Origin of the sequence: Thalassobacterium sedimentorum (assembly GCF_031127905.1) — a bacterium.
GTDB classification, from domain to species: Bacteria; Verrucomicrobiota; Verrucomicrobiia; order Opitutales; family Coraliomargaritaceae; genus Thalassobacterium; species Thalassobacterium sedimentorum.
Genome location: NZ_JARXIC010000002.1, coordinates 86,264 through 106,859, shown reverse-complemented (window position 1 = coordinate 106,859; position 20,596 = coordinate 86,264). Strand labels below are relative to the sequence as shown.

Annotated in this window: 19 protein-coding genes; 10 read left to right on the top strand and 9 right to left on the bottom strand. The window is 51.2% G+C overall.

All coding sequences use genetic code 11. From position 1 onward, the window contains the following. Positions 1-56: 56 nt before the first annotated feature. The 6 genes from QEH59_RS01450 (at position 57) to QEH59_RS01425 (ending at position 3,957) form a co-directional block, all read left to right on the top strand. On the top strand, positions 57-332 hold the full coding sequence (locus QEH59_RS01450; RefSeq protein ID WP_308983583.1) for an HU family DNA-binding protein: 276 nt from the start codon (positions 57-59) through the stop codon (positions 330-332). Between the two features lie 221 nt (positions 333-553). Continuing rightward, the gene (leuC, locus tag QEH59_RS01445; protein WP_308983582.1) at positions 554-1,978 is read left to right on the top strand and encodes a 3-isopropylmalate dehydratase large subunit; all 1,425 of its coding nucleotides are present in this window, start codon (positions 554-556) and stop codon (positions 1,976-1,978) included. Between the two features lie 31 nt (positions 1,979-2,009). Beyond that, on the top strand, positions 2,010-2,612 hold the full coding sequence (gene leuD / locus QEH59_RS01440; RefSeq protein WP_308983581.1) for a 3-isopropylmalate dehydratase small subunit: 603 nt from the start codon (positions 2,010-2,012) through the stop codon (positions 2,610-2,612). 66 nt (positions 2,613-2,678) lie between these two features. Then, positions 2,679-2,837 carry a YqaE/Pmp3 family membrane protein gene (locus tag QEH59_RS01435; RefSeq protein WP_308983580.1) on the top strand — a complete coding sequence of 53 codons (159 nt, stop codon included), beginning with the start codon at positions 2,679-2,681 and terminating at the stop codon, positions 2,835-2,837. 147 nt (positions 2,838-2,984) lie between these two features. Beyond that, positions 2,985-3,560: a MotA/TolQ/ExbB proton channel family protein gene (locus QEH59_RS01430; protein WP_308983579.1), complete on the top strand. Its 576-nt coding sequence runs from the start codon at positions 2,985-2,987 to the stop codon at positions 3,558-3,560. Continuing rightward, positions 3,550-3,957 (top strand): ExbD/TolR family protein, encoded by a 408-nt coding sequence (locus QEH59_RS01425; RefSeq protein ID WP_308983578.1) that lies wholly within the window; start codon positions 3,550-3,552, stop codon positions 3,955-3,957. Before QEH59_RS01430 ends, QEH59_RS01425 begins: the two co-directional genes overlap by 11 nt. Before the next feature lie 40 nt (positions 3,958-3,997). Here the strand turns inward: QEH59_RS01425 and QEH59_RS01420 are convergent, their stop codons facing one another. The 3 genes from QEH59_RS01420 to QEH59_RS01410 all read right to left on the bottom strand — a co-directional run bounded on the left by QEH59_RS01420 (position 3,998) and on the right by QEH59_RS01410 (position 6,932). After that, a complete protein-coding gene (locus QEH59_RS01420) occupies positions 3,998-4,171 on the bottom strand; it encodes a hypothetical protein (protein ID WP_308983577.1) in 174 nt (57 codons plus the stop codon). A 67-nt stretch (positions 4,172-4,238) separates the two neighbouring features. Continuing rightward, positions 4,239-5,438, bottom strand: coding sequence for a transcription termination factor Rho (gene rho / locus QEH59_RS01415; RefSeq protein WP_308983576.1), 1,200 nt, complete (start codon positions 5,436-5,438; stop codon positions 4,239-4,241). A 276-nt stretch (positions 5,439-5,714) separates the two neighbouring features. Further along, positions 5,715-6,932 (bottom strand): MFS transporter, encoded by a 1,218-nt coding sequence (locus QEH59_RS01410; RefSeq protein ID WP_308983575.1) that lies wholly within the window; start codon positions 6,930-6,932, stop codon positions 5,715-5,717. A gap of 196 nt (positions 6,933-7,128) precedes the next feature. Between QEH59_RS01410 and QEH59_RS01405 the strand changes: the two genes are divergently transcribed. After that, positions 7,129-8,790 (top strand): Na/Pi cotransporter family protein, encoded by a 1,662-nt coding sequence (locus QEH59_RS01405; protein WP_308983574.1) that lies wholly within the window; start codon positions 7,129-7,131, stop codon positions 8,788-8,790. Positions 8,791-8,810: 20 nt separating this feature from the next. On the opposite strand, the gene QEH59_RS01400 is transcribed toward QEH59_RS01405, so the two are convergent. Genes QEH59_RS01400 through QEH59_RS01390 form a run of 3 tightly spaced genes read right to left on the bottom strand, consistent with a single transcriptional unit; the run spans position 8,811 to position 14,583 of the window. Continuing rightward, on the bottom strand, positions 8,811-10,208 hold the full coding sequence (locus tag QEH59_RS01400; protein ID WP_308983573.1) for an efflux transporter outer membrane subunit: 1,398 nt from the start codon (positions 10,206-10,208) through the stop codon (positions 8,811-8,813). A gap of 1 nt (position 10,209) precedes the next feature. Beyond that, on the bottom strand, positions 10,210-13,338 hold the full coding sequence (locus QEH59_RS01395) for an efflux RND transporter permease subunit (RefSeq protein ID WP_308983572.1): 3,129 nt from the start codon (positions 13,336-13,338) through the stop codon (positions 10,210-10,212). 51 nt (positions 13,339-13,389) lie between these two features. Continuing rightward, on the bottom strand, positions 13,390-14,583 hold the full coding sequence (locus QEH59_RS01390) for an efflux RND transporter periplasmic adaptor subunit (RefSeq protein ID WP_308983571.1): 1,194 nt from the start codon (positions 14,581-14,583) through the stop codon (positions 13,390-13,392). A gap of 131 nt (positions 14,584-14,714) precedes the next feature. Between QEH59_RS01390 and QEH59_RS01385 the strand changes: the two genes are divergently transcribed. After that, entirely contained in the window at positions 14,715-15,632 is a 918-nt protein-coding gene (locus QEH59_RS01385) for a LysR family transcriptional regulator (RefSeq protein ID WP_308983570.1), read from the top strand. Here the strand turns inward: QEH59_RS01385 and QEH59_RS01380 are convergent. The 3 genes from QEH59_RS01380 to QEH59_RS01370 are packed head-to-tail and all read right to left on the bottom strand — an operon-like array spanning position 15,627 to position 18,083. After that, positions 15,627-16,439 carry an alpha/beta hydrolase gene (locus QEH59_RS01380; RefSeq protein ID WP_308983569.1) on the bottom strand — a complete coding sequence of 271 codons (813 nt, stop codon included), beginning with the start codon at positions 16,437-16,439 and terminating at the stop codon, positions 15,627-15,629. The two genes, QEH59_RS01385 and QEH59_RS01380, sit on opposite strands and share 6 nt — an antisense overlap. A gap of 7 nt (positions 16,440-16,446) precedes the next feature. Next, entirely contained in the window at positions 16,447-17,190 is a 744-nt protein-coding gene (locus QEH59_RS01375) for a lipoyl protein ligase domain-containing protein (RefSeq protein WP_308983568.1), read from the bottom strand. Continuing rightward, positions 17,190-18,083 (bottom strand): SDR family oxidoreductase, encoded by an 894-nt coding sequence (locus QEH59_RS01370; protein ID WP_308983567.1) that lies wholly within the window; start codon positions 18,081-18,083, stop codon positions 17,190-17,192. The genes QEH59_RS01375 and QEH59_RS01370 overlap by 1 nt, the downstream gene beginning before the upstream one ends. A 64-nt stretch (positions 18,084-18,147) precedes the next feature. On the opposite strand from QEH59_RS01370, the gene hisC reads away from it, so the two are divergent. Both hisC and QEH59_RS01360 read left to right on the top strand, forming a co-directional pair. Further along, positions 18,148-19,257, top strand: a complete 1,110-nt coding sequence (gene hisC, locus QEH59_RS01365; protein WP_308983566.1) for a histidinol-phosphate transaminase — start codon at positions 18,148-18,150, stop codon at positions 19,255-19,257. Between the two features lie 2 nt (positions 19,258-19,259). Continuing rightward, the gene (locus QEH59_RS01360; protein ID WP_308983565.1) at positions 19,260-20,555 is read left to right on the top strand and encodes a hemolysin family protein; all 1,296 of its coding nucleotides are present in this window, start codon (positions 19,260-19,262) and stop codon (positions 20,553-20,555) included. The last annotated feature ends 41 nt before the right edge of the window (positions 20,556-20,596 follow it).

The following is a 20,596-nucleotide window of genomic DNA, read 5'->3' as shown; positions in this document are numbered from 1 at the left end:
CTTCTCTTATTTGCAACGGTCAATAGACCAATCAACCTCAACAAAAGAATTATTATATGAACAAAGCAGAACTCGTTGCAGAAGTACAGAAATCACTCGGAGCCGACACTTCCAAGGCAGCCGCAGAGCGCGCAATTGAAGCCGTTCTTGAAGGCATCAAGAAGGGAGTTAAGAAGGACAAAAATGTTCAACTGATTGGTTTTGGTACTTTCTCGGTCACTAAGCGTGCTGCACGCGATGGCATCAATCCACAGACTGGCGAGAAAATTAAGATCAAGGCTTCTAAAGCAGTTAAATTCAAGGCTGGTGCTGGCCTCAAAGCTGTTCTTTAAGCTATCTTTTCAGAATTTATTGTTTGAGCTAAGCGTTTACCCCACCGCATAGTTCAAGTATACAAGCCCGTAGTTTCCATTTTAAGGAAGCTGCGGGTTTTTTTATATTTGGTATAAATTACGACTGCCTTGTAAAAATCCATGCTTTGCGGTTGCCAGCCACCGCAAAGCTATCCTTATTGAGACTCTTTTGAGAATCACTCTTTATTAGGAATACAATTATGGGCAAAAGCTTATTTGAAAAAGTATGGGACGCGCACGCGGTTCGCCAATTGGCAAACGGTCAAACGCAATTATTAATCGGCACCCACCTCATTCATGAGGTGACGAGTCCGCAAGCCTTCGGTATGCTCCGCGACCGTGGCCTGAAGGTACAGTATCCGCATCGGACTTTTGCTACGGTGGATCACATCGTGCCGACCAATGAGGCCGTTGAGCCCTACAGTGATCCACTCGCGCAGGGAATGATTGAAGAATTGCGCAAGAATTGTGCTGACAACAATGTAACCTTTTTCGATACCAATACTGGAAAGCAGGGAGTGGTGCACATTGTTGGTCCTGAGCAAGGTATTACGCAACCGGGCACTACGATCGCGTGTGGTGATTCACATACTGCGACGCACGGAGCTTTCGGTGCGATCGCATTTGGTATCGGTACCAGTCAGGTGCGTGATGTCTTGGCCACGCAGACGATTGCATTGAACAAGTTGAAGGTGCGTCGGATCAATGTGAATGGTACGCTGCCTCCTGGTGTTTATGCAAAGGATGTGGTGTTACACATTATTCGGCTGCTGGGCACTCAGGGCGGCACTGGCTATGCATATGAATATGCGGGCACTACGTTTGATAACTTCACCATGGAAGAGCGAATGACGGTCTGTAACATGTCGATTGAAGGCGGTGCACGTGTGGGGTATGTGAATCCAGATGTAACCACCTTTGAGTATTTGAAGGGACGTCCATATTCACCGAAGGGCGATGCTTGGGATGCAGCAGTTGAGCAGTGGAAGTCGTTTGCATCTGATGCTGATTGCACATTCGACGATGTTGTCGAGATCGATGCTGCGCAAATTCAGCCAACTGTTACTTGGGGCATTACCCCTGGTCAGGGGGTCGGGATTGAAGAGAACATTCCTACTGTTGCGGATGCGCCGACTCAGTCGGAACGTGATTCGGTCGCCGAAGCGCTTGAGTACATGCAGTTCGAGGGAGGCAGCCCCATTAAAGGTAAGAAAATCAATGTGGCATTTATTGGTTCTTGCACCAATGGGCGGCTCTCTGACTTTCAGGAAGTGGCTAAGTACGTTCAGGGGCATAAGGTTGCACCAGGAGTGCAGGCCATTGTAGTTCCTGGTTCGCAAGTCGTGGCTAAAATCGCTGAGGAGCTTGGTTTGGATAAAATTTTTATCGAAGCTGGTTTTGAATGGCGTGCTGCAGGCTGCTCCATGTGTTTGGCTATGAACCCAGATAAGTTGGTGGGTGATCAGTTGTGCGCAAGTTCTTCGAATCGCAACTTTAAGGGCCGTCAAGGCAGCCCCACAGGCCGCACTATGTTGATGAGCCCACTCATGGTGGCCGCAGCTGCTGTGACTGGAGAAGTCTCCGATGCCCGCGAGGTTTTCGGCTTCGCCGCCGTAAATTCTTAATTTCTAACTTTTAATTCCTATTTTTAGAGTCATGTCATCCACACCTATTAAACAAGTTACCGGTAAGGGCGTCTTCGTTCCCGGCGACGACATCGATACCGATCGCATCATTCCTGCACGTTTCATGAAGTGCATTACCTTTGACGGTTTAGGCGAATATCTCTTTTACGACGTGCGTAAAACTGAATCCGGCGAAGATAAAAAGCACAATTTGAATGATCCTCGCTTTGCTGAGGCATCGATTCTTTTGAGCGGAAACAACTTCGGTTGCGGTAGCTCGCGTGAGCATGCGCCACAATCGATTCTACGTGCAGGCTATAAAGCAGTGATTGCAGGTAGTTTTGCTGAAATTTTCTTCGGTAATTCCACTAATCTTGGCGTGGTTTGCGTTATCGCCAGCGATGCGGACCGTGCGATTCTTGCGGCTGCGATTGAAGCGAACCCAGAGCTCGAAATCACCATCGATATTGAAGATCATAAGATTTGGTATGGTGATCAATCCGTAGTGTGTGAAATCAAACCGGGGGCTCGTGATAGTTTGCTTAGCGGCAATTATGATCCATTGGATGAACTGCTGGTGGGGGCGGATGCGGTGACTCAGACAGCTGCTGCGCTGCCTTATATGCAGGCGTGACATTGCTAGCTAATCTGCTAGCCTATGAAAGTCTAAGTCGACTCATTCACACTCACTGTATTAATTATGGATAATAAAATCGTACTCATTCTTCTTGCCATTTTCCTGCCTCCAGTTGCTGTTGCACTTAAGTCGGGAGCTGGTAAGTCTTTGGTTATCAATATCATTCTTTGCTTCTTGTTTTATATTCCAGCGGTGATTCATGCACTGCTGGTGGTACTATAAGTAAAGGAACTTCAGTTGTATTTTACTGACAAAAGGCGCAGCTACGGTTGCGCCTTTTTTATCGCGGTTTAGCTTGTGCCGTACTTTTGAGTGGCTGTGCTGAATTCGGCGATCTGCTGGGCCACCGTTTTTATCTACAATTCACATATGGACATCTTCATTCACGCTGGAATCTTTATTTATCCACTCGCGCTTTGTTCGTTGATCGCAGTTTTTATTACCTTCGAGCGTTTGATTGCTTTGCGCTCGTCGCGTGTGATGCCTGCCTCATGGATGGCTGTTTTGAGTTCCGGTCGCATGGAGGGAATCGAGGGGGACAGCGCATCGGTTGCTGGACGCATTGTCCAATTCTATCATACCCGACAGCCTGATGCCGATGCCTTAAAAGCATATGCTCGATTAGAAGTGAGTCGGATGGAACGCGGTGTGTTTTTATTGGAGGTCGTGATTGGTGCAGCGCCTCTGATTGGTCTATTGGGGACGGTGACTGGGCTGACTCAGGTCTTCAGCGGTTTTTCGGCGGAGACGGGCCTTCCTGATCCGGCCACTTTTATTCGTGGTATTGCGCTGGCGCTTAATACCACTATTTTAGGGCTGGCCATTGCGATACCAGCCTTGGCCGCGCACGCCTATGTGCTGCGTCGTGTGGAGTCTCTGGCCGTACGTATTGGTGTCGCTGTGCAGGCACTACTGCAGAATAAAGCATCTCAACATGGACGTTAGTTCTGAGTTAATTAATCGCCGTCGGCGGCAACCAGTCATTAATATTGTTCCTTTGGTGGACGTATTGACCGTGCTGCTGTTCTTTTTTTTGGTCACAATGCAGTTTAAGCAGGTGAGTTCATTAAATATCACGGTGCCTAAAATCGAAACCGCTGGAGAGAATGAGATTCAGGAACAGGTTGTGATCGCACTGAGTCCGGCAGGCGCGTTTTTCCTGAATGATCGTCCGCTTAGTAAATCAGCACTTGAAGCTGCGATTAAAGTCGCGGGCGAGCTTACACCTGATTTGCCGGTTCTATTAGTTGCAGACGAAGAAGTGCCACTTCGTTATGTCACGGAAGTCATGGATATCTGTCGTAGTCATCAGTTAAACAAGATTCGACTGCAGTCGCGTTGAGGCGCTGCCTTAGTCTATGTGTTCGAGCTGATGCAGTCTGCTAAGCTTTTGAACCAATGCAAAAGTGACCGCCGCCTAATTCAGTTAGAGCTGCGGCTAGACCGAATTCGGTAGAGATGATGCCTACTGGTAAGAAAGGTAGGCCATACTGTGCCACTTGCTCCCAGGCGGTGGTACCGCCCATCAGTTTTGGTCGCTCATGTAGTATGAACATACTGCCAATACCGACCGATTCACAGGATCAACAGACCGAGGTGATGGGAATAGCTATGGGGGTTCATTTAGCGCTGCAATAACTTTAAGAATTCTGCATTTGTCTTGGTTTGCGCGAAGCGATCGATCATCGCTTCGGCTGCGTCTTCGATTTTCTGGCCAGCTAGGGCACGGCGCAGGAATTGAGCTCCTTCGAGGTATTTACCCGAGAGGAGTAGCTCCTCCTTACGAGTGCCAGAAGCGTTTAAGTTGATTGCGGGCCAGAGGCGCAGCTCAGCTGCTTTCCGATCGAGTACCATTTCCATATTACCCGTTCCCTTGAATTCTTGGAAGATCAGTTCGTCCATCTTACTGCCTGTTTCAATCAGGGCGGTGGCAATAATGGTGAGGCTGCCGCCTTCTTCACAATTGCGGGCCGCGGAGAAAATTTGGCGTGGCTTTTCGAGGGCGCGGACATCCAGACCGCCGGTCATTGTGCGTCCTCCTTTACCAGATGCGGCATTATAGGCACGGGCCAAGCGTGTAATGGAATCCAGTAAGAAGACCACATCCTTACCTGCTTCTACCAGGCGTTTGGCACGTTCGATTGCCAGTTCGGCTAGGCGCAGGTGATTGACCAGTTCTTCGTCGTTTGAAGATGCATAAATTTCGGCATTCACGCTACGTTTAAAATCGGTGACCTCTTCCGGGCGTTCGTCCACTAGCAAGACGATGCAGTGGCATTCTGGATGGTTTTCGATCACACCGTGGGCAATATCGTGTAGGATTGTGGTTTTCCCTGTACGAGGCGGAGCGACGATGAGCCCGCGGGTGCCCTTGCCGATGGGGCAGAAAAGATCCATAATACGGGTGGTGACGCGTCCATCTTTAGCTTCGAGACGAATTTGTTCATCCGGAGCGATCGAGACCATTTGCTGGAAGCTGTAACGGCCTTTGCGTTCCTCTAACAATGCGCCGTCGACTTTGTCTATAAAACGGACTTTAGGGTTTGGGAAGCGATCATTCTGGTGTGCCTTGCCTTCGATTAGGCTGCCTGGTTTGAGTTTGAAGCGCTTAATCAGTTCGCGTGGTACGAAGGGATCATCGGGCTTGGTTTTACCATTGCGTGAAGGATCGATGAGTTGCCCAGTCTTATTGTCCAATATTTCAAGAATACCAGAGACGGCGATCTCGTTCTCGCGGGGCTTTTCCTGCGTGTTTTGGGGAGTCGTTTTAGGGGCTGCTTGCTTTGAAGCAGATGTTTCCGTCGATGAATTGTCTTGGCTCATGTGTCGGCGCGTGAATGCGTGAGTAGATTGTATAGAATTGGGAGACCAGCTTAAACAGGTCGTCTGTGACCAGATAGATTTCTAGTGCAAATAGAGGAGAAGCGTTTCAGCGGAAAGACCGACGACCAGTCGGATTCAATGCGGGCAGTTGATGCTGAGCATCAGGGAAGCACACGCCGTTACGCGATTCCTTTGTTTAAGGGGTAAAGCTTTCAGACTGTCAATGACTATAATGCTGTGTTAAGTGGAGCGTGATTTTGATTTCTCGCGGAGCGATCAATCTTTTGAGCGCTCAAAGCCAATGAGTAAGGCGATCAGCAGGTAAGCAGCAGGCACTAAGTAGAATGCATGCGTCAAGCTGCCTGATTGATTACCTAGAGCGCCCATTAAGTAGGTGAACACACCACAGCCAGGGACACCAGCGCAGGAGAGCAGGATGAGAAGCATGGTGCTATCCAGATTGGGCGTATTGTGGGCAGCATAGCTCTGAATGCTGGGCCAGAAAGGGGCCGTGGCTAGCCCAGCCAAAAAGAGCAGAGCGTCAAAGACCCAAATGTTGGGGCTGAGCGGCAACAAAACACAGACGAGCGTGCCAAGTATTGCCGCAATGAAAATCAGTTTTCGCAGCCCATTTTGCGGGATGAAATAGCCACTGGCCATGCGCCCGATGACCATGGCTAAGGCGAAGCAGGCGACGCCTACACCTCCAGCCCAAGCGGAGGCCTCGAAGTTTAAGCGGATGTGACTGGCACTCCAGAAAGTCAGGCAGAATTCCCCACCTCCGGCTAAAAACATGGCGGCATAATATCTCCAGAAGTGCGGGAATTTGAGTATTTGTAGTGCCTGCACCCAGATGGTCTTCGGCGACAGCGGCTGGTGGATGACTGCATGTGCGCCATCTTTGGCGGGAATCAAAATCAATGCGGCAGCAGTGCAAGCGATTAGCGCAATCACTGCGGTTAGTATTCGCCAGGAGACGCCGAGACTGAGTAGGCCACCAGAAAGTAAGACGGTGGCCAGCACACCGACCGACCAGAACGAGTGAGTTAGATTGATGTAACGGCCCGGTTCGCGTGGGTGTAGGTCTTTTACAAAAGGAGTGGCGAGCCCTTCGATCACGCCTTCGCCGAATCCTGCTAGCACCAGTGCGCAAAATAAGATGCCATAAGTCGGTGCAATAGAACAGAGCGCGATGCCCGCACTCATTAGTAACACAGAAGAGCCGAGCGTGCTGCGGTTGCCCCAGCGCCCTGCGATAAAGCCGACCAGCAGCATCGCGAGCACCATGGGAACTGTGCGTCCAATTTGGAGCGCGCCTCCAGCAGTCATGCCTCCATCTTCGAGCGAAAACCCGAGCTCATGTGCCAGCTCCACTAAGCTAACTGGCACGATCACCGAGCCCGCCGCGTAAGCAAAGAAGGTTAGAAACGCTGCGTAATCAAAGCGTCCGAAATGCATCGGATGCGGTCGGGAGTTTGGCTGGAGGTTCGGCAAGTGCTGAGGTGTTTGAGCGTAGGTAGAGTCTTCATCAGAAGACTGTCTCAATAATAGAAGCACAACGATTTTTTAGTCACACTCATCAAAGACAAGCCCATGTGCATCAGACGCAACTTCTGAGTGCAGATGCTTTTTCATTGCTGTCACACTTCCGTGACATTTGATAGAGTATTTTGCAACAAACCCACAGTATATGTTTTCGACACTTTTCGCAATTTTTGGCAGCCTAGGCCTCTTCCTCTATGGCATGAAAGTAATGAGTGAAGGGCTTCAAAAGGTCTCTGGCGAGGGGCTCCGCGCCTTGATCGCGAATATGACGCGAAACCGCCTTTCAGGAGTTATTAGTGGGACTCTAATGACCACACTAGTCCAGTCATCTAGCGCGACTACCGTGATGATCGTCAGTTTTGTCAATGCGAAGCTGTTGACCTTACGCGAGTCTATCGGCATGATCATGGGCGCGAACCTTGGCACAACTACCACCTTTTGGGTTGTGGCGATACTTGGCTTTAAATTCAGCCTAAACTCAATCGCGTTGCCCTGTGTCGGCATTGGCGTCGCGATGATCTTCTTTCGCACTCCGAAAGTGCGCAACGGCGGCGAAGCATTGATTGGTTTCGGCATCTTATTTCTCGGATTAAATTTCCTAAAGAGCTCGGTCCCCGATATGGCGACAAACCCAGAGCTATTTGCCTTTCTTGCCGACTGGACAGGACATGGGATCGGATCGGTTGCTATTTTCTTTATTTTCGGCGTTATCTTAACGATCATGGTACAGTCCTCTTCAGTTGCCGGGGCGATCACCCTGACACTGGTCGCAAAGGGCTGGATCGGCTACGAAGATGCAGCCGCGATTGTGCTCGGTGAAAACGTTGGCACGACCATTACTGCTAATCTTGCGGCCGTGACTGGCGGCGTGGAGGCTAAACGCGCCGCTCGCGCGCATTTTATACTCAATATTATCGGGGTCTGTTGGATACTTTGCATCTTCGGCTTTTTCACCGACTTCATTGATAAAATCACCCCTGGCCTCGCCAGCGCCCCCGAACACACGCTTTACCACCTAGCCGCGTTTCACTCGTTGTTTAATCTCATAAATATCTTCATCTTGTCATGGTTTGTACCGCAGCTCGCTTACCTCGCAACCAAAATGGTGGGTGATAAAACTGCCCCAGACCTCGGCGGCACACATATTCAATACCAAGCCCCCAACTTGCCACAGACCGGCGAAATAAATCTAGCTGAAGCTGAACGTGAAATCAAGCGCATGGCCGAACTCACCCGCGAGATGTTTCGAGGCTTTAATGAAGTTTACGAATCTCCAGATATGGACCTAAGCAGTCGTGTCAAAGAGCTCAAAGCCATGGAGGAGCGCAGCGATCGCCTCGCTTTCGACATTACTCAATATCTGATTTACTGCACTTCTTCCGAACTTAGTCGTGAGCGACTCAATGAAGTCACCGTCATGCTCCGCGTGATTTCCGAACTTGAGGAAATTTGTGATAACGCACTCGATTTGGTCAAACTTGCCGAACGGAAATATCGTAAAAAACGAGTGCTCCCTGTGGCCACCCAGGCCGCCATCCGCAACTTCAGTATGCCAGTCGACCAGTTCATGAGCTTCTACATCCAATGCCTCAGCAAGAAAGTCACATCGGCTGACATTGAAACAGCGATGCACCTGGAAGAAACGATCGACGCCTCCCGCAAAAAGCTACGCCGCGAAGCAGTTCGTCGCATGAGTGATCCCGCCAATATTAAATCAGAAATGCTCTACATCGATATCTTAAATAATATTGAAAGCATTGGCGACCACTCGCTCAACATCTTAAAATTCCTAAGTCAAATCGACTAGGCAGTTGCAAAGTTGTCCGATTACTCTTCCCAACCGCCACCAAGGGCAGCGAATAGGGCCGTTTGACTGGTCAAGCGATCCAATTGGGCGCGGACGAGGTCTTGTTTGGCAGCAAAGAGTTCTTGCTGTGCCAGTAGCACTGGTAAAAAGCTGTCGATCCCCGCTTCAAAGCGTTGGTCGCTTAACTCGTTGCGCCGACGGGCGGCTTCGACACGAGCAGCTTGGGCTTCAATTCTTTGATCGATGGTGCTGCGCACGGCGAGTGCGTCGGCGACTTCACGAAATGCGGTTTGAATAGATTTTTCGTAATTCGCGATTTCGATTTGTTTCTGTAATTCGGCGACCTGGAGGTTTGCTTTATTGCGGCCACCGGCGAAAATCGGCAGCGTGATTTGAGGAGCAAAGCTCCATGCTGCAGAGCCACTTTCAAAGAGCCCCGACAGTTCGCTGCTCGCGGTGCCTCCAAATGCAGTCAGTTTGACCGAGGGAAAGAAGGTGGCGCGAGCAGCACCGATTTTCGCATTGGCCGCTTGTAGCACGTGCTCCGCTGCTCGGATGTCGGGACGGCGCACCAGTAACTCCGAAGGCAGGCCCACTGGTAAGTCGGTAGACATGTTGCTATTCGCTAGAGTCGCGTCGGATGCTTTTACTGAGGTTGGTATTGTAGTGCCAAGTAGTTCGCCTAGCCGGTTCTCTGCTTGGCGCACTTGCTCTTGGAAGGCAATTTCGCTGGCTCGATAAGCTTCGAGCTGAGCTTCTGCCGTGCGGAGGTCGAGCTCGGTGCCGACACCGCCGTCGAAGCTGTCTTTGTTAATTTTGTAAGCCTTTCGGGCAGCTGCTTTACCCTCGCTGGCGAGTGCCCGTTGCTCGCGCAGGGCGAGCAATGTGTGGTATTGATTCGCGACGCTTGTGATCAGGCTGAGCTCTACGCTAGCTTGTGCTGTTTCTGAGGCGAGATATTGCTGTAAGGCTTCATCGCGTAGGCTCTGCACGCGCCCAAAGAAGTCGAGTTCGTAGGCGGGCATTTGCAGGCCTACTTGATAGCTGCTGCTGATGCTGCTATCACCTGTATAAGTGAGGTCGGCAGGGCTGCGTTGGCGCGTGCCATTGCCAGCTGCATCTAGATTCGGTAGTAGAGCGGAGCGCTGTATGCGAAAGTAGGCACGTAATTGCTCGGTACTAAGCTCGTTAATACGTAGGTCACGGTTGTTGACGAGGGCCAATTCGATCAAAGCTTGCAACTCTGGCTCCTGGTAGAATTGCTGCCAATCCGGTACGTGTTGGCTGCTATTGGATGTCGTGGTTTGAGCACCTGAGTAACTCTCGGCGACGGGCGCAGCGGGACGTTGATAGTCCGGTGCCATGGAGCAGCCGGAGAGTAGGACGAGTCCGAGGGCTGGAATAGTTGTTTTGAACATATTAAGAATCTGATGCTGAAGCTGCCTTCGGTTTGACCCGAAAAAATTTAACTATGATCACGAAAAAGATCGGGACGAAGATGACGCCGAGGAAGGTTGAAGTTAGGGTGCCGCCGATCACGCCTGTGCCGATGGCGTTTTGACTGCCAGAGCCGGCTCCAGTGCTGAGTGCCAAGGGCAAGACGCCGCAGCCAAAGGCCAGCGAAGTCATCAAAATGGGCCGTAGTCGTAGACGTGCCGCATGACTGGCAGCCTCGAAGAGATTCATGCCTTGGTCGTAGGCATCCTTTGCAAACTCAACGATCAGGATGGCGTTTTTACACGAGAGACCCACTATGGTCAGTAAGCCGACTTGGAAATAGACGTCATTGGGTAGGCCACGTAGCATGGCAGCCAGCAAGGTGCCCAGCACCCCAAGTGGAACGATTAGAATGACGGACGCGGGCACCGACCAGCTTTCATAGAGCGCCGCGAGGCAGAGGAAGACCACTAAGAGCGAAATACTGTAGAGTAAAGGAGCTTGCGAGCCAGAGAGACGTTCTTCGTAGGAGAGGCCGGCCCATTCGAGGCCGATGCCCGCAGGTAGTTGCGTGACTAAGTCTTCGATGATTGCCATCGCTTCGCCTGAACTGATGTTCGCTGCGGGCTCACCCCCGATCGAGACCGAAGAAATACCATTGAAACGTTCCAGCTTGGGTGAGCCGAGTGTCCAGTGGGTGCTTGAAAAGGCGCTAAATGGCACCATTTGCCCCTTTTGATTGCGGATATACCAGCTGTCGAAGTCTTCTGGTTGCATGCGGTAGGGTGCATCGGCTTGCATGTAGACACGTTTGACGCGGCCGCGGTCGATGAAATCATTGACATAGGATGAGCCCCATGCTGCGGAGAGCGTGCTGTTGATGTCGGCGATCGATACGCCTAAGGCGGAGGCTTTTTCGTGGTCGATGTCGATTTTAAATTGGGGTGTATCGTTGAGTCCATTGGGGCGTACATTGCGCAATTTTGGGTTTTGAGCGGCAAGTCCTAACAATTGGTTGCGTGCGTTGATCAACGCTTCGTGTCCGAGTGCGGCATTATCGGTTAAGCGCAGGTCGAAGCCAGTGGCCGAGCCGAGCTCCAGTACTGCAGGAGGCACGAAGGCGAAGGCAAAGGCATCGTCGAATTGTAAGAAGTGCATTAAAGCCCGCTCTTGTACCGCGAAGGCTTTTTGCTCTGGCTTGCTGCGTTCTTCCCAGTCTTTCAAACGCACGAAAGCAAAGGCTTGATTCTGTCCACGACCAGAAAAGTTGAAGCCGGTGACGCCAAACATGCCTTCGACATTCTCCTTCTCGTTAACCAAGAAGTAGTCCTCCATCTTTTCGAGCACTTGGAGCGTTTGTTCGTGTGTGGATCCCGGGGGCAATTGTGCCTGTGCGAAAATAATGCCTTGATCTTCTTCAGGCAGGAAGCCAGTTGGCACCTTGCCATAGATGAAGACTAAGGCCGCTACGATCAGCGCATAGATGAAGAATGCCTTCACTTTGTGATGAATTAAATAATCGAGACTGCTGCGGTAGCGGTCGGCATTGCGATCAAAACTGCGGTTAAACCAGCCGAAAAAGCCACGCTTTTGGTGATGGTGGCCTGCAGTGACGGGTTTGAGCATCGTGGCGCACAGTGCAGGTGTCAGCACGATCGCCACTAGCACGGAAAGGGCCATCGCCGAAACAATGGTAATTGAAAACTGGCGGTAGATCACCCCGGTTGAACCACCGAAGAAGGCCATCGGAATGAACACGGCGGAGAGTACGAGACCAATGCCCACTAAGGCACTGGTGATTTGCCTCATCGACTTCTTAGTGGCCTCTTTGGGCGATAAACCTTCTTCGCTCATCACACGTTCCACATTTTCCACCACCACAATGGCGTCGTCTACTAGGAGTCCGATCGCCAGTACGACTCCAAACAAGGTGAGTGTATTGATACTAAAGCCGGCGGCAGCCATGACGCCGAAAGTACCGAGTATGACCACGGGGACAGCTATGGTGGGGATGAGTGTCGCGCGGAAATTCTGTAGAAAGAGATACATTACCAAAAAGACCAGCACGACGGCTTCGACTAAGGTTTTGACCACTTCATGGATCGAAATGCGAACAAAGGGGGTTGTGTCGAGCGGGTAAACGACTTCCAAACTGGGAGGGAAGAAGGGTTCGAGTTCGGCGATCCTAGCTTTGATTGCGTCCACTGCTTCTAGTGCGTTTGCTCCGGTGGCGGGGCGAATCGCCATACCTGACGCAGGAGCCTTGTTGAAGCGCGATTCGGTGACGTAGTTTTCACTGCCAATTTCAACGCGGGCGACATCGCGCAAGCGGATTTGTGAGCCGTCTTCGTTTACGCGCAACAGAATGTTTTCAAATTGCTCCGGAGTTTCCAAGCGGGTTTGAGCCGTAATCGTCGCGTTGAGCAACTGTCCTGGCACGGAGGGGCGGGCACCTAGCTCACCTGCGGAGACTTGTGCATTTTGCACCTGGATGGCCGCCGCGATGTCTGAGGGCATTAGTCCAAAGTTATTGAGTTTGTCCGGGTTGAGCCAGATACGCATGGCGTATTGCGTACCAAAAGCTTGAATTTCGCCGACACCTTGTACCCGGCTGAGTGGCTCCTTGATGTTACTGATGACATAGTCGCCAATATCGGAGGCACTTAGACTACCGTCATTCGAGCGAAATGCCACCACTAATAAGAAATTACGCACCGACTTGGTTACCTGTAGCCCCAGTTGCTGTACCTCTTGCGGGAGCAGGGCGGTTGCCAGTGAGAGCTTGTTCTGAACTTGCACTTGGGCAATGTCAGGATCGGCTTCGGCGTTGAAGGTTAAGGTCACTTCGAAGCTCCCCGTTGAATCGCTGGACGACTCGATGTAGCGCAGGTGGTCGAGTCCGCTCATATTCTGTTCAATCACCTGAGTCACGGTGTCTTCCAGCGTCTTGGCGGATGCACCAGGATAGGAGCCTTGTATACTGATGGCAGGTGGCGCGATACTCGGGTATTGCGCAATGGGGAGCGATTGGATGGATAATATGCCCGCCACCATAATAATGATGGCGATCACCCATGCGAACACGGGACGGTCGATGAAAAAACGTGCCATAATAAATTGGTCTTAATGGATTGAGAAATCTCAGGGAGCGAATGCTGACTGCTATTTATTGTCGGGTGTCGCAGCAGATGTTGCTTCGGTGGGAACGATTTGGACGCTCATGCCAGGACGAACTTTTTGACGATTGTTAATTAGTAGGCGCTCGCCCGCTTGTAAGCCGCTGGAGACGAGCCATGCGTCACCCACCGTTCGACTTGTGGTTATGGTGCGTTGCTCGATGATATTTTCGTCATTGACCAGGATTACGACTGGTTCGCCACGATTGTTGCGACTGACTAATGATTGTGGCACTAGAATTGCATTCGGATCGGTGCCTTCGGTAATGCGAGCGCGAACAAACATACCCGGTAGGAGGTTGCTGTCTGGGTTAGGTACTGTAGCGCGCAGCATTACCGTACCAGTTGAGGTATTGACCGTGATATCCGAAAATTGCAGCGAGCCTGTTTGAGGTAAGACGCTGCCATCGTTGAGGAGAATTTGAACTTCGGTCTGCCCTTCCTTATTACGATCGAGTTGGCCCGACTCTAGAGCTGTTTTTAATTGAAGAATCTCTTCGGCCGACTCGTTTAGGTCCACATAGAGCGTGTCGATTTGTTGAATGGTTGCGAGTAGGGTGGCAGTCGCTTGTTGCACGTAGGCCCCTTCGGTTACTTCCGCCCGGCCAATGCGTCCATTGATTGGGGCTGTGACTTTGGTGTAGTCTAAGTTAATTTGAGCGGTATCGACTGCCGCTTGAGCGGCCGCGATTTCAGCCTTGAGTGATAAGGCTGAGGCACGGGCGTCGTCGTAGTTTTGCTGCGAAATGGCATTGGTCTTTACTAATTTCTTGAAGCGTTCTGCTTGCGACTGTGAGGCCTCATAACTTGCTTTCGCGCGAGCCAGATTGGCTTGGGCGGAATCGAGTTGTGCTTGATAGGGTGCAGGGTCGATTTCAAAGAGAAGTTGGCCAGCTGCTACCTCGGAACCTTCTTCGAATAAACGTTTTTCAATAATACCGCTAACTCGGGCGCGCACTTGTGCGACTCGGAACGGAGCTGTGCGCCCTGGCAGTTCGCGGTGCAATGTGACTGATTCTGTTTGGACTGTTTGCACCTTAACTGGCATGGTCTGAGGTGCTGTATTACTGGTCGTGTTGGGGGCGTCATCATCTTGGCTACACGCACTGACGAGTGTGAGAGCTAGCAGCGCGAGGCTGGCTTTTAAGCCATTTTTGAATGAGTCAGTATGTTTTTTCATAAATAAAAAAAGAGCCCCTGATGGTGCTCGATTGGTTTCTCCTGTTAAACTTACTAATATACCTCAATTATCGGTATTAGCATAAGACTTTGTTGCTTGCAGTCTGATAACTAAAAGGTATCAACGATGGCATGGAATTGCGACATTTGAAGTATTTTGTAGCAGTCGCTGAGACACTCAACTTTCGGCATGCCTCAGAACGTTTGCATGTGGCACAGCCAGCTTTGAGTCGACAGATTCGGGATTTGGAGGAGTCGATCGGAGCGCGGTTATTTGATCGGAATACTGGCGGCACTAGGTTGACTGAAGCGGGCGCTGTGCTGTTAGAGGAAGCACGTGAGATTTTGGAGCGGGTCGATGTGGCGGTTGAGTTGACGCAAAGTGCGGCAGCGGGGCGGCGTGGCAATTTACACATTGCTGGGATGGGCAGCATGTCGGTGGGCTTGCTAGCGGATGCTTTGGCCGAATTTAGGATCGAGTATCCCAAAGTACAAGTGAGCTTACATGACTTGGGATTTCGCGATTTGCTAACAGAGCTGCAGGCGGGGACGGTGCATTTAGGGTTTTCATTTCAGATGCAGGGAAAATTGCCAGATGGCTTCGACTCAGAAGTCGTCGCCGAGTCTGTGTTGCATGTGGCTCTAAGCCAATATCATCCCTTGGCTCAGCGCACGGTGGTGTCATTACAGGACTTATGTTCTGAAGACATCTTTTGTGTTGGAGACCGTGATTTTCGGGATATGCATACTCGTTTGACCGAGGGGCTTTTTTCCGTACGCAAGATTCGGCATACACCGGTTAAGTGGGTGGTGACTGCGGATTTATTGATGGCAATGGTGTCGGGAAATTACGGCGTAGCTTTTGTTTTTCCGCGTTTTGCCAAGATTTATCCACATCTGGTGTTGTTACCATTGCAGGAGACCGGAGACGATTTGAAGATTACCCTGTCCGCGGTGTGGCGGAAAAATACACAAGCCCGACTTGTGCGAAATTTTGTAAATTTGCTCAAGAAAACGAATGATTTAGGTACGCCGCTGGTCGACTTATAGTCGATTGCTCATCCACTGTAGCAAAGCTCGCCCCCATGGGTGATTCTTGGCAAGACCGATGCCGTGGCCTTCTTTCTCGTAGATGTGTAGCTCGGCAGGAATTTTATTTTTGCGCAGTGCTTGATAAAATAAGATACTGTTTTCAGGTGGAACGCCTTCATCTTCGTTGGTATGCACCAGTAAAGTAGGGGGTGTTTGTTCATTGACGGCATTTTCCAGGCTAAGTTGCTCGATCAGTTTAGGGTCCGCATCGGCGCCGAGTAAGTTGTCGCGTGAGCCGAAATGAGTGCAGGGTGTATTTAGGCTCACGACGGGGTAGATCAGTGCGGCAAAATCTGGACGACTGGATTGTTGATCAATGCTGTCATTGACGATGCCTTCCTGGGCTTGTGGCAGTGTGGCTGCAGTGCCAGCTAAATGCCCTCCGGCAGAGAAACCCATAATGCCGATTTGTTCAGGGTTGATAGACCATTCATTGGCATAATGGCGTAAGGTACGTATGGCACGTTGTGCATCGAGCAACGGGATTGGGTGTTGGTAGGGTGCGTAGCGGTTTTCGAGCACCGCAGCTGCGTGACCGTGCGAGCTGAGAAAGCGAGCGATGCGATGGCCCTCCTTCGGGGTTGAAAGATGGCCGTAACCACCACCGGGACAGGTGATCATAGCTTGGCCGCTGCGCAGTTCTTCACTTGGTAAATATACCGTGAGGCGAGGCAGGCCCGGCAGCGCTTCGCCAGCTAACGGCGTATTCTCTGACCAAAGAGGAAAGGTGAGGGGGAGTCCGTTGTGTAGGGGATCAGTATTCATAGTCTATTTATCTTTTTTGGTTCCATCTCTGATCTGCGAAGCGTTCTTTTTCGTGTTCGATTTGTTCGCTATTAAAGAGTGGGCGAATATCATCGAGCTGGCCGATCGGCAGGCTGAGGATGGAGGTCAATTTTGTGAGTAAGCGTGATTGGAATTGGGCCCAGTCGAAGTTTTCGGGGAGTGCGTCGCGATCGAGCGAGCCTTGGATGAGTAGGCCTTGCCGCGTGCGCTTCATTGCGGCTCCGGCGATTTTTTGTCCGTCGCGGCGTAATACATCATTGGCGGCGGGCGTGACAAAGCACTGGGAGACTGGACGCAGTATGCGAGTTTCGGGCGGAGTCTGTTTCGCCTGGGACTGAGGGGCGTTGCAGTCTTTGGGACAGGGGGCGAGGCAGCTCTCGACGTTCATTTCTTGTAGCGCCAAATGAATGGCACGATGGATTCGTTCGTAGAGCGCGTTCGCGGGGATCACCGAGCAGGGCAGTGAACGGTGGAGAATGAGAGCATAGGTCCAGTCGTTGCGGTGGTCGACGATCCCTCCTCCGGTCATGCGACGCACGAGGGTCATGTCTTTGTCTGTTATGTTTTCGACCGCGTGATAACCCTGAGCGTAGCCGAAGGTAGTCGCTGGTTCCAGCCAGCCATAGTGCCGAAAAGCGGCGAGATCTGTTGGGATCGTCGCGAGCAATGTGGCGTCGATTGCCATATTGGTTATGGCATCGCCGAAGGCGTTGGGGAGGGCGATGAGCATTAGGCGTTGAGCGGTTCGATACGAGTCAGCTCTTCCAGTTGCGCTTCGAAATCGACTGGTTTCGTTTTCAGTTTTGAAACAATGGGGTGCAGGTTGAAGGTTAGATTGGCGGGGCGCGTGTCATCTTCGCCGCAGGCAGATTCCACTGAATCGAGTGGTAGGCCAAAGTGCTTGAGAATGCGTTGACCCATTTCGAAGCGGCTCATTGTTTCGCTACCAGCCCAGTGGAAAATTCCGTGTAGGTCACGGCGTTCGCTTAATTCGAGCAATACCTCGGCGACATTGGAGGCAGAGCACGGTTGGCGCATTTCGTCGCAGAACAGTTTCGGACGTTGGCCCGCATGCACCGCGGCGATCAATTTTTCATGTACGCTGCGCTGACCGCTCGGGCTGTTGCCCATGAGTATAGGGATCCGCAAAACTACGGGGTCTTCAGGGTTGTGCTCTAATACCTCACGTTCAGCCATCAGCTTGGTTTGTCCATATAGGTTGGTCGGGCAGGGCATGTCTGTCGAGCGGTAAGGTTCGCTGGCATGCCCATCAAATACCATATCAGTGGAGACATGCAGCAAGCGGGCCCCAAGGTGAGTCGAGAGCTGAGCCAGTAAACGTGGTAGGGCGACATTGATCTTTTCGGCGAGCTGTGGGTTGGCATCGACCGCGGATGGATTGGAGATCGCAGCACAGTTGACGATGACGTCAGGCCAAGTTTCCAAGCAAAGCCCCGTCAGCGCTTCCGGCTGTACGGCGTCTAGTTGGATCGTCCGGGCGAGGCCATTGGCGGTCGCTGGAGTCTTATTATAGAGTGCGGTGACGGAGTGACCGCGCCGGACGGCGGCCTGTGCATAAGCATGGCCGAGGAGTCCGGAGGCGCCAGTGAGTAAAATCTTCATGGTTTCTTAAGCTTTGTTTTGTTGCAATCGTGAATGGGAGAGGCAAGTTCAAAGCCGATTATCAATGAAATACGCTGAACTCGCGAATGCCGGTGTGCATGAACAACCGGTCTATGAGCCCGGAAAACCTATTGAGTATGTAGCTCAGGAGTATGGACTAGACCCTACCCAAATAGCTAAACTCGCCTCAAACGAAAATCCGTTTGGACCTTCGCCGAAAGCAATGGCGGCGGCTCAGATGGCTTTGAAGACTGCCCATCTGTATCCAGATGGTAGCTGCTGTCAATTGCGCTCCGCGATTGCCGAGCTACGTGGTGTGGGCGAGGACGCTCTGATTATAGGTAATGGCTCCAATGAAATTATTGAACTACTGGGGCATGCATTTTTGCGTCCAGGGTTGGAAGTTGTGATGGGGGCTCAGGCATTTATTGTCTATAAGCTGATCACTAAATTGTTCGGGGCCACTCCGGTGGAGGTGCCAATGGTGGATTTTGGGCATGACTTAAAGGCGATGCGTGCTGCGGTGACTGAGCGCACACGTCTGCTTTTTGTCGCCAGTCCAAATAACCCGACGGGTGTGGCGAATTCGGAAGCCGAACTCATTGAGTTAGCGGAATCTTTGCCTGAGCATGTTATACTCTGCTTGGATGAGGCGTATGCGGAGTATTTGGAGCAGGCTCCCGATCTGCGGGCTCAAGTGCATGCGGGCTGTAAGGTCTTTTGCATGCGCACGTTTTCCAAAATCTATGGTCTTGGGGGATTGCGAGTGGGCTATGGTTATGGTGCGCCCGAACTGATTCAGCTACTTCAGCGTGTGCGGCAACCTTTTAATGTGAATGCTGTTGCACAAGCCGCGGCGACGAGCGCTCTGAAAGATGATGCGTTTGTGCAGATGTGTCGCTCAGAGAATGAGAGCGGTCGTGCGTGCTTAGTGGCTGGCTTGGAAGCAATTGGTTATCCTACGCTTGGAGGGCAGGCTAATTTTGTACTGTCGAATGTAGGCGATGGCACTGCTTTTTTTCAGGCATTACAACAGCGCGGCCTGATTGTGCGTCCACTGGCGCCCTATGGTATGGCTGCATACGTGCGTATCACGATTGGCACGGAAGCGGAGAATCTTCGTTTGCTGGATGTGGCGCGTGAGGTGGCTCAAAACACTGGAGTTTCTGCTTAATTATGAGTGACGCTTGGATTCGTTTTGGGATTTCCTTGGCCTCGGTGGGCTTAATGCTCGTGCTGCATGCCTTTTTAGTGATGTGCGAGATTAGTTTGGTTAAATTTCGTTATCGTAAACCAAGTGAGGAGCAACTGGGGGAGTTGAAGCAGCTTCCGGGCTTGGCTCGCTTGATTGATCATAGCGATCAAACTGGCCGCGTGGTGCGCTTTAGTAAGACGCTGTGCACGGTAGCAGTCGGTCTACTATTAATGCCCTTGGTGAGTGATTTTTTTGGGCTTTTTCAAATGAAAGCTGCTCCGGATCGCTGGATTGTGGTCTTGGTGTCATTTACATTGGCAGTATCAGTGCATTTCTTTTTTGCAGAGATTTTTCCGCGTGGCTTGGCGATGCGCGATCCTTCGAAGGCGATTCGTCGTTCCTATCGAGTTTTGCTTGGATTTCAGTTTTTAACGTTTCCTGTGATGCTCTTCTTTCGCATGTTAAAGAAGTCGCTGTATCGCCGGATTGGAGTTGATGTGGATGATGAGCTGAATCCGCTGGATGTTGATGTGCAAATTCGTGCTATGGGGGAGGACAGTAGTCAGCTTTCTGGGGTGATTCGTAAAATCGTTAATCGCACGCTACAAATGCAAGAGCTGGTGGTGCAGGATATATTACTGCCGCGTAGTCAGGTCGTGATTTGTGATTTAGATTTGGGGATTAAGGCAAATCTGGAAGCAATGAAGGCGGCCGGGCATACGCGCTTTCCGCTGTGTCGGGGGGATTTGGATGAATGCCTTGGTCTAATTCATATTAAGGATATATTTCGTTGGCGTGAGCCAGTCTCTGAGATCGATCTGATGAAGTTGAAGCGCAATGTGGCAGTGTTTCCTTTGGAAACGCCCTTGGAGGAAGCGTTGGAACGTATGTTACGTGCTAAATTTCATATGGCTTTAGCGGTGGATGAGTTTGGTGGTATCGTCGGTGTGATTACGCTTGAAAGCATTTTGGAAGAACTGGTCGGTGAAATTCAGGACGAGTTTGATAGTGAGGAGGAGCAAATTGTTGTGCTTTCGAGTGGCTTACGTTACCGTATCTCGGGGTTGACGCCGATTCATGACATAGAAGAAGAGCTTGAAATCGAAATCGACAACGAGGAGGTTTCAACGTTTGGGGGCCTGATTACGGGTGAACTTGGGCATATCCCCGAGTGTGGAGAGCGGCTCAGTTGCTATGGCTTGGCGATTACCGTGGACGATGTTGATGATCGCCGTGTGATTGCAGCTACGGTTGAAGTCTTGTCTAATTCCGATTGATTGAGTCAGATCGCGGTATTCGGCCGACTGCAGCAAATCGC